This window comes from Gemmobacter fulvus (genome assembly GCF_018798885.1).
Classification (GTDB): Bacteria; Pseudomonadota; Alphaproteobacteria; order Rhodobacterales; family Rhodobacteraceae; genus Gemmobacter; species Gemmobacter fulvus.
This window is the reverse complement of sequence record NZ_CP076361.1, coordinates 792,528-805,864: the sequence shown is the minus strand read 5'-3', so window position 1 is coordinate 805,864 and position 13,337 is coordinate 792,528. Positions and strand designations below refer to the sequence as shown.

At 64.3% G+C, this 13,337-nt stretch carries 14 protein-coding genes; 7 read left to right on the top strand and 7 right to left on the bottom strand.

Going from position 1 to position 13,337, the window contains the following annotated elements:
* Window positions 1–5 precede the first annotated feature (5 nt).
* Entirely contained in the window at window positions 6–515 is a 510-nt protein-coding gene (locus KM031_RS03955; protein WP_215503262.1) for a hypothetical protein, read from the top strand.
* On the opposite strand, the gene KM031_RS03950 is transcribed toward KM031_RS03955, so the two are convergent.
* The 7 genes from KM031_RS03950 to KM031_RS03920 form a co-directional block, all read right to left on the bottom strand.
* On the bottom strand, window positions 493–1,920 hold the full coding sequence (locus KM031_RS03950) for an amidase (protein WP_215503261.1): 1,428 nt from the start codon (window positions 1,918–1,920) through the stop codon (window positions 493–495). The genes KM031_RS03955 and KM031_RS03950 overlap by 23 nt on opposite strands.
* Before the next feature lie 89 nt (window positions 1,921–2,009).
* The gene (locus tag KM031_RS03945) at window positions 2,010–3,035 is read right to left on the bottom strand and encodes an extracellular solute-binding protein (protein ID WP_215503260.1); all 1,026 of its coding nucleotides are present in this window, start codon (window positions 3,033–3,035) and stop codon (window positions 2,010–2,012) included.
* Between the two features lie 59 nt (window positions 3,036–3,094).
* Window positions 3,095–3,898 (bottom strand): ABC transporter permease, encoded by an 804-nt coding sequence (locus tag KM031_RS03940; RefSeq protein ID WP_215503259.1) that lies wholly within the window; start codon window positions 3,896–3,898, stop codon window positions 3,095–3,097.
* The gene (locus tag KM031_RS03935; protein WP_215503258.1) at window positions 3,891–4,799 is read right to left on the bottom strand and encodes an ABC transporter permease; all 909 of its coding nucleotides are present in this window, start codon (window positions 4,797–4,799) and stop codon (window positions 3,891–3,893) included. The genes KM031_RS03940 and KM031_RS03935 overlap by 8 nt, the downstream gene beginning before the upstream one ends.
* Window positions 4,800–4,801: 2 nt before the next feature.
* Window positions 4,802–5,869: an ABC transporter ATP-binding protein gene (locus KM031_RS03930; RefSeq protein ID WP_215503257.1), complete on the bottom strand. Its 1,068-nt coding sequence runs from the start codon at window positions 5,867–5,869 to the stop codon at window positions 4,802–4,804.
* Between the two features lie 79 nt (window positions 5,870–5,948).
* Window positions 5,949–7,400 (bottom strand): amidase, encoded by a 1,452-nt coding sequence (locus KM031_RS03925; protein WP_215503256.1) that lies wholly within the window; start codon window positions 7,398–7,400, stop codon window positions 5,949–5,951.
* An 86-nt stretch (window positions 7,401–7,486) separates the two neighbouring features.
* The gene (locus KM031_RS03920) at window positions 7,487–7,786 is read right to left on the bottom strand and encodes a DUF6476 family protein (RefSeq protein WP_215503255.1); all 300 of its coding nucleotides are present in this window, start codon (window positions 7,784–7,786) and stop codon (window positions 7,487–7,489) included.
* Between KM031_RS03920 and KM031_RS03915 the strand changes: the two genes are divergently transcribed.
* From KM031_RS03915 to KM031_RS03890, 6 genes are all read left to right on the top strand, one after another.
* The gene (locus KM031_RS03915) at window positions 7,785–8,846 is read left to right on the top strand and encodes an RluA family pseudouridine synthase (RefSeq protein WP_215503254.1); all 1,062 of its coding nucleotides are present in this window, start codon (window positions 7,785–7,787) and stop codon (window positions 8,844–8,846) included. The two genes, KM031_RS03920 and KM031_RS03915, sit on opposite strands and share 2 nt — an antisense overlap.
* 222 nt (window positions 8,847–9,068) lie before the next feature.
* On the top strand, window positions 9,069–9,965 hold the full coding sequence (gene rpoH, locus KM031_RS03910) for an RNA polymerase sigma factor RpoH (RefSeq protein WP_215503253.1): 897 nt from the start codon (window positions 9,069–9,071) through the stop codon (window positions 9,963–9,965).
* 189 nt (window positions 9,966–10,154) lie between these two features.
* Entirely contained in the window at window positions 10,155–10,847 is a 693-nt protein-coding gene (locus KM031_RS03905; protein WP_215503252.1) for a phosphatidylserine decarboxylase, read from the top strand.
* Window positions 10,848–10,850: 3 nt separating this feature from the next.
* A complete protein-coding gene (locus tag KM031_RS03900) occupies window positions 10,851–11,621 on the top strand; it encodes a CDP-alcohol phosphatidyltransferase family protein (RefSeq protein ID WP_215503251.1) in 771 nt (256 codons plus the stop codon).
* Window positions 11,611–12,231, top strand: a complete 621-nt coding sequence (locus tag KM031_RS03895; RefSeq protein ID WP_215503250.1) for a class I SAM-dependent methyltransferase — start codon at window positions 11,611–11,613, stop codon at window positions 12,229–12,231. The genes KM031_RS03900 and KM031_RS03895 overlap by 11 nt, the downstream gene beginning before the upstream one ends.
* Before the next feature lie 123 nt (window positions 12,232–12,354).
* Entirely contained in the window at window positions 12,355–13,335 is a 981-nt protein-coding gene (locus KM031_RS03890) for a Gfo/Idh/MocA family protein (RefSeq protein ID WP_215503249.1), read from the top strand.
* Window positions 13,336–13,337 lie beyond the last annotated feature (2 nt).

Genomic DNA, 13,337 nt, shown 5'->3' with positions numbered 1-13,337 from the left:
TTTTCATGACGTTGTATCGCCATTGCGCGTTTGCGCTGACCCTTGGCCTGCTGCCGCTGCCTGGGCTTGCAACCCCCGGCATCGGGCCGCTGACCGCCTGCGAGGTCGGAGTCGAGGTGATCGTGGCGGGCGGCACGCCGCAGCCGGGCGTGATCGAGGCTGATGCGGCAGGCATGTGCATCGTGCGCCTGCCGGATGGCGATATGACGGTGGCCCCGGTCGAGATCCTGACGCGGGCCAGCGATGCGGGCGGGGCGGGCGAGATGGTGGCGCTGGGCACCTATGCCTGCACCGATCCGCAAGGCGTGGCGGATGGTTTCCCGGTGGAGATCACCGAAGGCGGCACCTACCGCGATCAATATGGCATCAGCGGCACCTGGCTGCGCCACAGTGCCGATGTGATCAGCTTTACCCAAGGCCCGCTCAATTCTGCGCAGGCACAGCTGGATGGCACGGGGCTGATCCTGTCGGGGCCGAACCTGTTCACCACCTTCACCTGCGCGCCGCAGGGCTAGGCGGCGGGCGCTGGCCCGGCCAGTCGGTTGCCTGATGATAACATTGGCCCATCGCCAGAATCCGCGCGTCCGCGCCGGTCGGGCCGATGATCTGCATCCCCATCGGCAGGCCTTGCGGGCCAAAGCCGCAGGGCACGGCAAGGCTGGGCAGGCCGATCAGGCTGACCGGCACGACAACCTCCATCCAGCGGTGATAGCTGTCCATCGCCCGGCCATTGATCGTCTCGGGCCAGCGCCAGTCTGCGGCAAAGGGCCAGACCTGCGCTGCGGGCATCACCAGCGCGTCATACTGCCGGAACAGCTTGGCCGCACGGGCATACCAGCGTGACCGGATCCCGCTGGCCGCATGGACCGCCACCGCCGACAGCCCCATGCCCTGTTCGATTTCCCACTGGGTTTCCGGTTTAAGCAGCGCCCATTTTGCCGGATCGTCGCGCCACATGCCCTTGGCCCCGGCGTTCAGCATGGCGCGCAGCGTCACCCAGGCCTCCCACAGCTTTTCCGCCGGGAAGGGCGGGGCGAGCGGTTCCACCACCGCGCCCTGATCCTCCAGCACCCGCAGGCCCGCCTCGCATTGCGCCAGAATGCCCGGCTCGCAAGGATAGGCGCCGCCCCAGTCGCCCAGCCAGCCGATGCGCTTGCCGCGCAGATCCGTGTGGAGCTGGCTGGCATAGTCCTCCGCCGGGCGCCCGAACGGCACTTCGGGATTTTCACCCGCCAGCACCGTCAGCAGCCGCGCCACATCCTCCACCGTGCGGCCCATCGGCCCTTCGGTGGCGAGCGTCGCCAGAAAGGTGTCGCCGACCGCATCGCCGGGCACGAGGCCCCAGGTCGGGCGGAAGCCATAGATGTTGCAGAAGGCCGCCGGGTTGCGCAGGCTGCCCATCATGTCGCTGCCATCGGCCACCGGCACCATGCGCGCGGCCAGCGCCGCCGCCGCCCCGCCCGACGATCCGCCTGCGGTGCGCGTCAGGTCATAGGGGTTGCGCGTCACCCCGAACAGCGGATTGAAGGAATGGCTGCCATGGCCCCATTCCGGTGTATTGGTCTTGCCGATGAAAATCGCCCCGGCGGCCCGCAGCCGGGCAGCCACCAGATCATCTGCCGCAGGCACGAAATCGGCAAACAGCGGCGAGCCATAGGTGCTGCGCAGCCCTTTGACCGCAACCAGATCCTTCACCGCGAAGGGTATGCCGTGCAACCAGCCCTGTGCCGGGGCGGCCTCTGCGGCGCGCGCCTCGGCCATCAGCGCTTCGGTATCGCGCAGGCTGACCACCGCATTCACTGCACCATTCACCTCAGCGATCCGCGCCAGACAGGTTACCATCACCTCCACCGGCGAAACCTGCCGGGCCGCAATCTTGCGCGCCAGATCAGAGGCGCTCAGGTCCGAAAGCTCTGCCATAGTGCCCTTGCCTCTGATCGGGATATTTGGGGGGTAGGGGGCAATGCCCCCCGCCCAAGGGCCGCGTCCGTGACGCGACCCTGTGCCACTTACTTCTGCAACTCGGTCCAGATCGCAGTGATGTATTCCTGCGATTTGCCCGCACAGGTGGGCAGGAACACGCCCGAGGCCTTGAATTCCTCGGGGATCACCACTTCGGGCGCGGTCTTCATGTCTTCCGGCATGAAGGCTTCCGATCCGGCAATGCCATTGGCATAGCGCGCAAAGGCCGAAATCATGGCGGCATTTTCCGGCACCATCACGAAGTCGAGGAACTTGTAGGCCTCTTCCACATTCTGCGCGTCTTTCAGGATGCCTGCCGAATCCATGAACAGCGGATAACCCTCTTTCGGATAGCCATAGGCCACATCCGCATTGGCAAGGCGGGCACGCATGGTCGATCCGTTCCAGTTGACCGAGGCCGCCCAGTCATTGTTCGACAGTTTCTCGGTGGCACCGTAATCCATGCTGATCCAGTCGGGCTTGGCCGCCAGCAGCAGATCCCGCGCCTTTTTCAGCACTTCGGTATCTTCAGAACAGGGCTGCCCGCCCGCATACATCACCGCAAGGTTCACGATATCGTTCATTTCGGGCACGACGTTGATCTTGCCCTTCAACTCTGCCGGAACCTCCAGAAACACCGCCGAGGTGTGGATGTCGCCGCCATAGACCTTGGTGTTGACGGCAATCCCGGTCGAGCCCCATTGCCACGGAATGGTGAATTTGCGCCCGGCGTCCCAATCGACGTTCTGCCATTCCGGCGCGATATTGCCGTGATTGGGCAGCTTGGTCAGATCCAGCTCTTGCAGCAGGCCCTTTTCGACAAAGATCGGCACATAATTGGCCGAGGGCACCACGATGTCGAACCCATGCCCGCCCGCCTCGATCTTGGCCAGCGCGGTATCATTGCTGTCGTAATCGGTGACAGTGACCTTGATCCCGGTCTCTTTTTCGAATTTCGCCAGCAGTTCCGGGCTGGTGTAATTGCCCCAGTTGAACAGTTGCAGCGTGCCTTCGGCATGGCCGAGGCTGGTGGTGGCCAGCAGCACGGCGGCGGCACTCAACAGATGTTTCATCATACTCTCCTTGTTGGTTTTGTTGTCTTTGGTGGCAGTCTTTTTGGGTAGGATCGGGGTCAGCCCTTCTTGCGGGTCAGCAGGAAAAAGGCGGTCAGCAACAGCACGGTCAGCGCCAGCAGGCCGGTGGAGATGGCGTTGACCTCGGGGGTGATGGCCCGGCGCATCTGGCCCAGCATATAGGTGGGCAAGGTATCCTGCCCGCCGGACTTCACGAATTCGGTGATCACCACATCATCAAGGCTGATCACGAAGGCCAGCATCGCCCCTGCCAGAATACCCGGCAGCAGCAAGGGCAGGGTGACAAACCGGAAGGTCTGCCAGCTGCCTGCGTAAAGATCGGCGGCGGCCGTCTCGAGGCTCAGGTCCATCCCCTCCAGCCGCGCGCGGATCGGCAGATAGGCAAAGGGGATGCAGAAGGCCGAATGGGCGAGGATCAGATACCCAAGCCCCTGATAGCCGGTCCAGGCCTTGACCACGCCGAAAAAGATCAGCAGCGCCACGGCGGTGACGATTTCGGGCACCATCAGCGGTTGGTTGATCATCACATAGATGAAGGTCTGCCCCTTGAAGGCGGCGCGCCGGGTGGTGCCAAGGGCGGCCATCGTGGCGGCAGAGGTGGCGATCACGCTGGCACAGAAGGCAATGCCCAGCGAGCGCAGCGTCGCCGCCTTGACCGCCTCATTCTCCCAGGCCTTGCTGAACCAGTGCAGCGACACGCCTTCCCAGACAGCGATCGAGGTGCCGGAGTTGAAAGCATAGGCCACCAGGGTGAAGATCGGCAGATAGAGCGCCACAAAGGCCATGACGGCGATCAGGCCAAAGCCGGGCAGGCGCGTGGCCGAAAAATTGCGCTCAGCCATGCGGGTTGCTCCCCTTGTTCGCCGCGCGCACATAGACCAGCAGCGCCACCATCACGATCATCAGCAGCGTCATCGACAGCGCCGCCCCCAAGGGCCAGTTGCGCCCCTGCCCGAACTGCAATTCGATGAAATTGCCGATCATCATGTTCTTGCCACCCCCCAGAACCCGCGGGGTGACATAGGCCCCGAGGCTGGGCACAAACACGAGGATCGACCCGGCCACGATACCGGGCTTCACAATCGGCAGGATCACCCGGCGCAGCACGGCCAGACGGCTGGCATACAGATCATAGCCTGCCTCCAGCAGCCGCATGTCGAAGCGGTCAATCGCGGCGAACAGCGGCAGCACCATCAGCGGCAGATAGACATAGGCCATGCCGATCAGCACCGCGACATCGGTATAGATGATGGCGATGGGCCGGTCGATCAGACCCGACCAGATCAGAACGGTGTTCATCAGCCCTTCGTTGCGGATCACCTCGTTGATCGCGAAGGTGCGGATCAGCAGATTGGTCCAGAACGGGATGGTGATCAGAAACAGCCACAGCGCGCGGGCCTTTGGCGGGCGGGTGGCGATGAACCAGGCGGTTGGAAAGCCGACGGCAAAGGTGATGAGCGTGGTCAGCAGCGACAGTTTGACCGAGCGCCAGAAAATCGTGAGATGCGCATCGGCGAGTTTCAGCGTCTCGTCGAAGATGTCCTTGGTATAGAGGATGCCGCGCCAGCCATCGAGGCTGAACACCCATTCCACATTGCCGTATTTGCCGGGGCTGAGAAACGAATAGGTCAGAACGATCAGCAGCGGCCCGGCGGCGGCAACCGTCAGCAGGATCAGCGCCGGGGCCGATAGCGCCCAGGCATTGCGGGTTTTCGCCGCGCGGGCGTCGGATTCTGCGCTCATGCTCAATGCTCCAGCACGCGGGCCGAGCCTTCGGCAAAGGTCAGCCCCACTGCGCTGCCCGGCGACAGCCCGGCCTCGTCCGCGCTCTGGCTTTGCAGCCGCGCCACCACTTCGGAACCGTCGCTCAGCTCCATGTGGTAATGCGTGTCGGTGCCGAAATAGACCAGATTGCGGATGGTCGCCGGGATCGCGCCCTCGGTATGGGCGGCGACGATGCGCACATGCTCCGGGCGCACGGCCACCGTGAAATCACCGCTGTGGCGATGGGCATTGCCGGCGTGGATCCGGCTGCCGGCCTTCAGGGTCACATGCCCATGCGACACGGTGGCGGGCAGGAAGTTGGTCTCGCCGATGAAACTAGCGACAAAGCGGTTGGTGGGGCGGGTATAGATTTCGCGCGGGGCACCGATCTGCTGGATCTTGCCCGCGCTCATCACGCCGATACGGTCGCTCATCGTCAGGGCTTCTTCCTGATCATGGGTCACGAAGATGAAGGTGATGCCGGTTTCGGTTTGCAGGCGCTTCAGCTCCACCTGCATTTCCTTGCGCAGCTTCAGATCCAGCGCCGACAGCGGTTCGTCCAGCAGCAGCACCTTCGGTTGCGGGGCCAGCGCGCGGGCCAGCGCCACACGCTGTTGTTGCCCGCCCGACAGCTGCGAGGTCTTGCGCTCGGCCATCGGCTCCAGCCGTACCAGCGCCAGCATCCGCGCCACGGTGGCCTTCACCTCGGCGCGGGGTTTGCCCTGCATTTCCAGACCAAAGCCGATATTTTGCGCCACGGTCAGATGCGGAAACAGCGCATAGCTTTGAAACACCGTGTTCACCGGGCGCCTGTTCGGCGGCAGATGGGTGATGTCTTGCCCGTCGAGCAGGATCTGCCCCGAGGTCGGGGTTTCAAACCCGGCGATCAGCCGCAAGAGCGTGGTCTTGCCGCAGCCCGAGGGGCCGAGCAGGGTAAAGAACTCGCCCTTGCGGATCTGCACCGACACATCATCCAGCGCCCGCACCGCCACGCCACCCTGACCAAAGGCCTTTACCGCATTGCGGGCCTCAATCGCGATTTCCGTCAAAGCCGGTCCCCCTTGCTGCGCTGTGGTGATTCACAGGCTATTTTTGATCATATTTTCCGGCTTATTCCTGCGAAGCAAGTCATTTTACCCGAAGCGGTGCTTTGCGGGCGGTCCAGGGGGCGGCTTTTTCCAGTTCTGCACAAAGCGCGATCAATTCCTCATCCGCGCCAAAGCGGGCGGCCAGATGCACGCCGATCGGCAGGCCTGCGGCGCTCATGCCCAGCGGCACCGAGGCGGCGGGCTGTCCCGAGGCGTTGAACACCGCGCAGAAGGGCGAATATTCAAAGATGCCGCCCGGCCCGGTGCGATAAGCAACGTAATCGTCGCTGTGATGGGCAAAGCGCCCGATGCGGGCGGGCGGCTCGGCCAGCGTGGCCGACAGGAGGATGTCAAACCCTGCGCCCTGTTCGGGATCGAACACCGCCGCCATCTGGCGGCCAAAACTGTGGATCTGGCCGACCGCCTCCAGATAGCGGGTCGGGTGCAGCGTTTCGGCATGGGCGCAGGCCCCGCGTCCGATGCCTTCGACCAGATCCTCGGTCAGTGCCCGCCCCTTGAGCGCCTTGCGGATGCCAAGGGCGGTGCCGACGCCGACGATATCGGTCCAGGCACGCATCATCATCGCTACATCGGCCTGGGGCAGGGCGGGCGTCACCTGATGGCCGAGGCGTTCCAGCAGATGCGCGGCCTCGCGCACCGCCTGCGCCACCTCGGGGTGAATCGCCTGGCCGGTAAAGGTGCCCTCCACCAGCATCACCCGCAACCGGCGTGGCGGGCGGCTGATGGCATCGGCATGGCTGCGCAGCAGCGGCGGTGCATGATAGGGCGCGCCTGCATCGGCCCCGGCACAGGCATCCAGCAGCGTGGCGGTATCGCGCACCGAATGGGTCAGAAAGCCGTCAATCGCCATGCCGGCCCAGCCTTCGCCGACATAGGGCCCGTCCGGCAGCCGCGCCCGTGTGGGTTTGAACCCGAACAGGCCGCAGCAGCTTGCCGGGATCCGCACCGAGCCGCCGCCATCCGAGCCATGCGCAAAGGGCACGATCCCGGCGGCCACCGCCGCCCCGGCCCCGCCCGACGATCCGCCCGGCGTATGGTCCAGATGCCAGGGGTTGCGCGTCGGCCCGCCATAGACCGCCGCTTCGGTGGCGGCACCGACGCCACCTTCGGGGCTGGTGGTGCGGCCCCATGTCACCACCCCCGTCGCGCGGATACGGTCATAGATCGCGCTGTCACGGTCATAGGTGGTATTGGCCAGCAGGCGAGAGCCATTGTGCGACGGAAAGGCCACCGCCTCGCAGCCCAGATCCTTCAGCAGGAAGGGCAGGCCGTGAAACGGGCCGCGCGGCAGACCCGCCGAGATTGCCTGCCGGGCTACAGCCTCCTGCGGCAGCACCACGGCATTGATCTGCGGGTTGAGCGTCGCGCAGGCGTCAAGGGCGGCATCCAGCAATTCGGTGGGCGTCACCGCGCCGCAAGCCACCAGCGCGGCCAGATCCGTGGCGTCTTGCGCCCCATAGGTTTCAAGCATGGCACATCCTTTCGGGTTTTCGCCATGCTGACCGGGCCGCGCCGAAAGGGCTGTGCTGAATACGCCATGCGCATGGCGCAAACGCCTTAAGGTTTGATCAAAATTTCCTGCCGCAAGCTGCCGTCAGGGGCAAAGATGAACAGGCGGCCATCGGTGGACACCACGCCGATCCAGCCCTTGCCATGGGTGATCGCCTCAGCGGTGACGCCTGCGGGCAACGCCAGCGCCTCGGGGAACACCACGCCACTTGCCCCCGGCAGCCGCGTGACAAGCAGGCCTACGATGGTTATGACGCCAATTATCAAGGTGGCGGTCAGGATCGTCACCAGCGTTTTCAGCCAGCGCAGGCCGGGCGGCAGCTCGATCTGTTCGGGAGTATCGTCCATGCCGCACCTGCCTTCTGATGATGATGACCTGCCCGAAGGCACCCTGCGTGTGGTGATCGGCGAGGCCCCGCCTGACCGCCTTGATAAGGCGCTGACGCGCGAGGTGCCAGAGGAAGCGGCGCTGTCGCGGTCGCGGCTGATGAAGATGATTGCCGAGGGCAAGGTGCTGCGCGACGGCACCGCCGTCACCGACCCCAAGACCAAAGTCAGCGAAGGCGAGGTGTTCGATCTGGTGATCGGGCAGGCAGTCGAGGTGGACACGCTGCCGGAAAACATCCCGCTGGAGGTGATCTGGGAAGATGCCGACCTGATCGTGGTCAACAAGGCGGTGGGCATGGTCGTGCATCCGGCACCGGGCAGCTATACCGGCACGCTGGTCAATGCGCTGCTGTATCATTGCGGCGATACCCTGTCGGGCGTGGGCGGCGAAAAGCGCCCCGGCATCGTGCATCGGATCGACAAGGACACCTCGGGCCTGCTGGTGGTGGCCAAATCCGACCGTGCGCATCACGGGCTGGCCGCGCAGTTCGAGGCGCATACCGTGAACCGCCATTACATCGCGCTGGTGCATGGCGCGCCCTCGGCGGCGGATCCGCGTCTGCGCGGCGTCAAGGGGGCGAGCTTCGAGACCGGGGGCATCCTGCGCATCGCCACCCATCTGGCCCGCCACAAGACCGACCGGCAGCGGCAGGCCGTGGTCTGGAACGAAGGCCGCCATGCCATCACCCGCGCCCGCGTGGTCGAGGAATATGGCACGCCGCCGGTGGCGAGCCTGGTCGATTGCTGGCTGGAAACCGGGCGCACCCATCAGATCCGCGTGCATATGGCCCATGCCGGGCACGGGTTGATCGGCGATCAGACCTATGGCGGCAAACGCAAGGTGGCCCCCAAGGCGGTGGGCGAGGCTGCTGCCGATCTGGCCAATGGCTTCCCGCGTCAGGCGCTTCATGCCGCGACACTGGGCTTCATCCATCCGCTGAGCGGGGAAGAGCTGCAATTCGAGGCACCTTTGCCCGCCGACATGCAGGCGCTGGTCGATGCCCTGCGCGCTGTGGGCTGAGCCGCAGCACCACGCCTGAGGCGACAATCGGAGGGAACCGTTAGCGCCACCACACAGTTGTGTGAGTGTAGTGACATAAATCTCGTAACGGCGACGGATCATCGCCATTTGACGTTAAGTCTTTTGTGGTAGCGCAGCACGAGGGTGCGGCACGCCGATACGCTTGATAGAACAATGGCCCGCGCGGGGGAACATCCGCAGGGCGCAGAAGGGGGTCAGACAATGAGCACCTATACCAATCTTCCCGCACCGAGCCCGGAACAGGGGCTGAACCGCTATATGCAGGAAATCCGCAAGTTTCCGCTGCTGGAGCCGGAACAGGAATACATGCTGGCCAAACGCTGGGTCGACCATCAGGATGCGCCTGCGGCCCACAAGCTTGTCACCTCGCACCTGCGTCTGGCGGCCAAGATCGCCATGGGCTATCGCGGATATGGCCTGCCGCAGGCCGAAGTGATCTCTGAGGCGAATGTCGGTCTGATGCAGGCGGTGAAACGCTTTGATCCCGAAAAGGGCTTCCGTCTGGCCACCTATGCGATGTGGTGGATCCGCGCCTCGATCCAGGAATATATCCTGCGGTCGTGGAGTCTGGTGAAGCTGGGCACGACCTCGGCACAGAAAAAGCTGTTCTTCAATCTGCGCAAGGCCAAGGCCAAGGTCGGCGCGTTGGAAGAAGGCGATCTGCGCCCTGAAAACGTCGCCCGCATCGCCAAGGATCTGTCGGTGTCGGAAGACGAGGTGATCGCGATGAATCGCCGCCTCTCCGGTTCGGATGCCTCGCTCAATGCCACGGTGGGCAGCGATGGCGAGGGCACGACGCAATGGCAGGACTGGCTGGAAGATGAAGACAGCGATCAGGCCGGGGCTTACGCCGAACGCGACGAGTTGGACATCCGCCGCGAATTGCTGATGCAGGCCATGGGCGTGCTGAATGACCGCGAGAAAGACATCCTCGTGCAGCGCCGCCTGTCGGACGAGCCTGTGACGCTGGAGGACCTTTCGGAATCCTATGGCGTGTCGCGCGAACGCATCCGCCAGATCGAAGTGCGCGCCTTTGAAAAGCTTCAGGCCCGGATGCGCGATCTGGCCAAAGGCAAGGGCATGTTGGTTCCGGCCTGACCCGACGACGTGACCCGACCGGCAGCTTTCGGCTGATGAAATTGCAGGCGGTGCGCAGGAAATGCGCGCCGCCTCTTTACTTTGCGTCGCTTCTGCTGTCCAAAGCGTCGTATTCCGGCGCCGCTTCGGTTGATCCTGCGGGCTGCTGTCGTTACCTACGGTGCAACGCTTTTTGAAGGACGACCGAAGATGACGATGCTGGGCACTTTCCTCAAACCGATGCACCCCGAAGGCTATAAATTCGTCGGCATCTTTGCCGCGATCACGCTGCTGCTGTTCTGGCTGTGGACGCCGCTGGGCTGGATCGGCACCGGCCTGACCGTCTGGTGTTATTATTTCTTCCGCGACGCCAAACGCGCCGTGCCGCAGGGCGACGGGCTGATGGTCTCGCCTGCGGATGGGGTGATTTCGCTGATCGAACGCGCCGTGCCGCCCGCCGAATTGGGCATGGGCCCGGAGGCGCTGCTGCGAGTGTCGGTGTTCATGTCGGTCTGGAACTGCCATGTGAACCGCGCGCCCATCGCCGGGCGGCTGGTGAAAATGGCCTATCGTCCGGGCAAATTCCTCAATGCCTCGCTCGACAAGGCCAGCGTGGACAATGAACGCAACAGCCTGTGTCTTGAGCTGGCCGATGGTCGCCAGATTGCGGTGGTGCAGATTGCCGGGCTGGTCGCGCGCCGCATCGTGCCGTTTGTCAGCGAAGGGCAGGGGCTGAAAACCGGCGAACGCTTTGGCCTGATCCGCTTTGGCAGCCGCGTCGATGTCTATCTGCCCGACGGCGTGGTGCCGCTGGTGGCGCTGGGTCAGACCATGGTGGCGGGGGAAACCGTCATCGCGGAACTGGGCCGCGATCTGCCGCAACGCTTTGCCAAGCTGGTGTGACGGATGGCGGCAGAGAAACCCACAGGGCGCAAGCTTCCTCTCGCCCGGCTGTTGCCGAACTTCCTGACCGTTGCGGCGCTCTGTGCCGGTGTCACCGCGATTCGCTTTGCGGTTGAAGGGCATTTCAAGCTGGCCATCGGGTTGATCCTGCTGGCGGCGGTGCTGGACGGGCTGGATGGCCGTCTGGCGCGGCTGCTGCAAAGCGAAAGCCAGATCGGGGCCGAGCTCGACAGCCTCTGTGATTTCGTCAATTTCGGCGTGGCCCCGGGCCTGATCATCTGGCTGTGGGCCTTGCAGGACATGAAGGCGGCGGGCTGGATTGCCGTGCTGATCTATACTGTATCCTGCCTGCTGCGTCTGGCGCGGTTCAACCTTGGCAACCGCGCGATTGATACCACCGCCGAAAAGACCGGCTTTCAGGGCGTGCCGTCCCCCGCCGGGGCGATGCTGTGTTTCCTGCCGATGTTCGCGGCCTTCACCATGGATGCGGCGCAGCCGTTTCCGGCTGGGCTGGTGGCGCTTTACATGGCCTTTGTCGGCGCGCTGATGATCGGGCGGTTTCGCACCCCGTCGTTCAAGAAGATCAGCTTTCAGGCCGAATATGTCCGTTACATCTTTCTGGGCTTTGTCGCGCTGATTGCCGCGTTGCTGGCCTATCCTTGGGTCACGCTGGTCGTGCTGGACCTGATCTATGCCTGTGTCGTGGTGGTGAGCTTGCTACGCTCTGCCCGGCGCGCCCCCGAAGTGGAAGAGGAGCCATCGGATGGAGCTTGAAGCCGTTGCCAAAAGTTATGCGCGCTGGGCGCCGGTATACGACCGCACTTTTGGTGCCGTGACCAATGCGGGCCGCAGGCGCGCCACCGGGTTTGCCAATCACGTGGGGGGTGAGGTGCTGGAAGTGGGGGTCGGCACCGGGCTGGCGCTGCCGTTCTATGCGCCGCATATGGCGGTGACAGGCATCGACTTTTCTGAAGAAATGCTGGCCAAGGCCCGCGAAAAGGTCAGCGAGCAACAGCTGACCCATGTGCGGGCACTGCGCCAGATGGATGCCCGCAGCCTTGATTTCAGTGCGGGCACCTTTGACACGGTTTGTGCCATGCACATCATGTCGGTGGTGCCGGAACCCGAACAGGTGCTGGCCGAAATGGCGCGCGTCTGCCGGGTGGGCGGGCATGTGGTGATCGTCAACCATTTCGCGGCGGAGGGCACTGGTGCCTTGGCGCGCATGGAGCGGCTGTTTGCGCCGCTGTCGGATCTTCTGGGTTGGCACAGCGATTTTGCCCGCAGCCGCGTGCTGGGCGATGCCCGGCTCAAGCTGGTGGAAGAGGATGCGCTGCCGCCGCTGGGCCTGATGACCTATCTGCGTCTGCGCCGCGTCGGCTGATCCCGCGCAGGCCAAACCCTGCCCCTGACCGGGCGGGGGCGTGCCGTTAGCGCGAACATCGGCCATTGCACCCAAGCCCCCTGCGGACTAGCGTCTTGCCAGATGCCGCAAGGGGAGGTCTGCATGACAATTGGTTGGGGAATTCTGGGCGCGGCGAAATTTGCCGCCGAACATATGGCCCCCGCAATCCACGCGGCACAGGGCGCGGAACTTGTGGCGCTGGCCACCTCCAGCCCCGACAAGGCGGCACCGTTTCAGGCCTTTTGTCCCAAGTTGCGCCTGCACGACAGTTACGAGGCGCTTCTGGCCGATCCGGCGATTGATGCCGTCTACATCCCGCTGCCCAATCATCTGCATCTGGAATGGTCGCTGAAGGCGATTGCCGCCGGCAAGCATGTGCTGACAGAAAAGCCGATGACCATGGCCGCCCCGGAGTTCGACCGCCTGATCGCCGCCCGCGATGCCGCGGGCCTGCTGGTGGCCGAGGCCTATATGATCGTGCATCACCCGCAATGGATCAAGGCGCGGGATCTGATCGCGCTGGGGGCCATCGGGCGGCTGGAGCATGTCGACACAGCGTTCAGCTATGACAACCGCGCCGATCCGGGAAATATCCGCAACCGCCCCGAAACCGGCGGCGGCGGCATCCGCGACATCGGCGTCTATACCTATGGCTCGGTGCGCTTTGCCGCCGGGGCCGAACCGCTGCAGCTTGAGGCCCGCCTCCGCCGCGAAAACGGCGTGGACACCTGGGCGCAGGTGGTGGGCGAAATGGCCGGGCCGATGGGCCGCTTTACCTATTCGGCCATGACCTCGATGCGGCTGATCGCCCGGCAGGAGGTGGTGTTTCAGGGCGAAACCGGCCTGCTGCGCCTGACAGCGCCCTTCAATGCCGGGCTGTTCGGCGAGGCCACGATCGAGCTGCACCGCAAGGGCGCGCTGGCCGAAATCCTGCGCTTTCCGGCGGTGAACCAATATGTCCTGCAGGTCGAGGCCTTCGGGCGCTCGTTGCGCGATGGCGTGCCGTTTGGCTGCCCGCTGGAGTTTTCCAAGGGCACGCAGGCGATGATCGACACGATCTTTTCGGTGGCGACAGAAATCTGAAC

Bases quoted from the DNA above. Each gene is read 5' to 3' on its own strand.
- KM031_RS03935 (WP_215503258.1), bottom strand. From the start codon at position 4,799: ATGAGCGCAGAATCCGACGCCCGCGCGGCGAAAACCCGCAATGCCTGG.
- KM031_RS03920 (WP_215503255.1), bottom strand. From the start codon at position 7,786: ATGGACGATACTCCCGAACAGATCGAGCTGCCGCCCGGCCTGCGCTGG.
- KM031_RS03900 (WP_215503251.1), top strand. From the start codon at position 10,851: ATGGCGGCAGAGAAACCCACAGGGCGCAAGCTTCCTCTCGCCCGGCTG.
- KM031_RS03940 (WP_215503259.1), bottom strand. From the start codon at position 3,898: ATGGCTGAGCGCAATTTTTCGGCCACGCGCCTGCCCGGCTTTGGCCTG.
- KM031_RS03890 (WP_215503249.1), top strand. From the start codon at position 12,355: ATGACAATTGGTTGGGGAATTCTGGGCGCGGCGAAATTTGCCGCCGAA.
- KM031_RS03915 (WP_215503254.1), top strand. From the start codon at position 7,785: ATGCCGCACCTGCCTTCTGATGATGATGACCTGCCCGAAGGCACCCTG.
- KM031_RS03950 (WP_215503261.1), bottom strand. From the start codon at position 1,920: ATGGCAGAGCTTTCGGACCTGAGCGCCTCTGATCTGGCGCGCAAGATT.
- KM031_RS03955 (WP_215503262.1), top strand. From the start codon at position 6: ATGACGTTGTATCGCCATTGCGCGTTTGCGCTGACCCTTGGCCTGCTG.
- KM031_RS03925 (WP_215503256.1), bottom strand. From the start codon at position 7,400: ATGCTTGAAACCTATGGGGCGCAAGACGCCACGGATCTGGCCGCGCTG.
- KM031_RS03895 (WP_215503250.1), top strand. From the start codon at position 11,611: ATGGAGCTTGAAGCCGTTGCCAAAAGTTATGCGCGCTGGGCGCCGGTA.
- rpoH (WP_215503253.1), top strand. From the start codon at position 9,069: ATGAGCACCTATACCAATCTTCCCGCACCGAGCCCGGAACAGGGGCTG.
- KM031_RS03945 (WP_215503260.1), bottom strand. From the start codon at position 3,035: ATGAAACATCTGTTGAGTGCCGCCGCCGTGCTGCTGGCCACCACCAGC.
- KM031_RS03905 (WP_215503252.1), top strand. From the start codon at position 10,155: ATGACGATGCTGGGCACTTTCCTCAAACCGATGCACCCCGAAGGCTAT.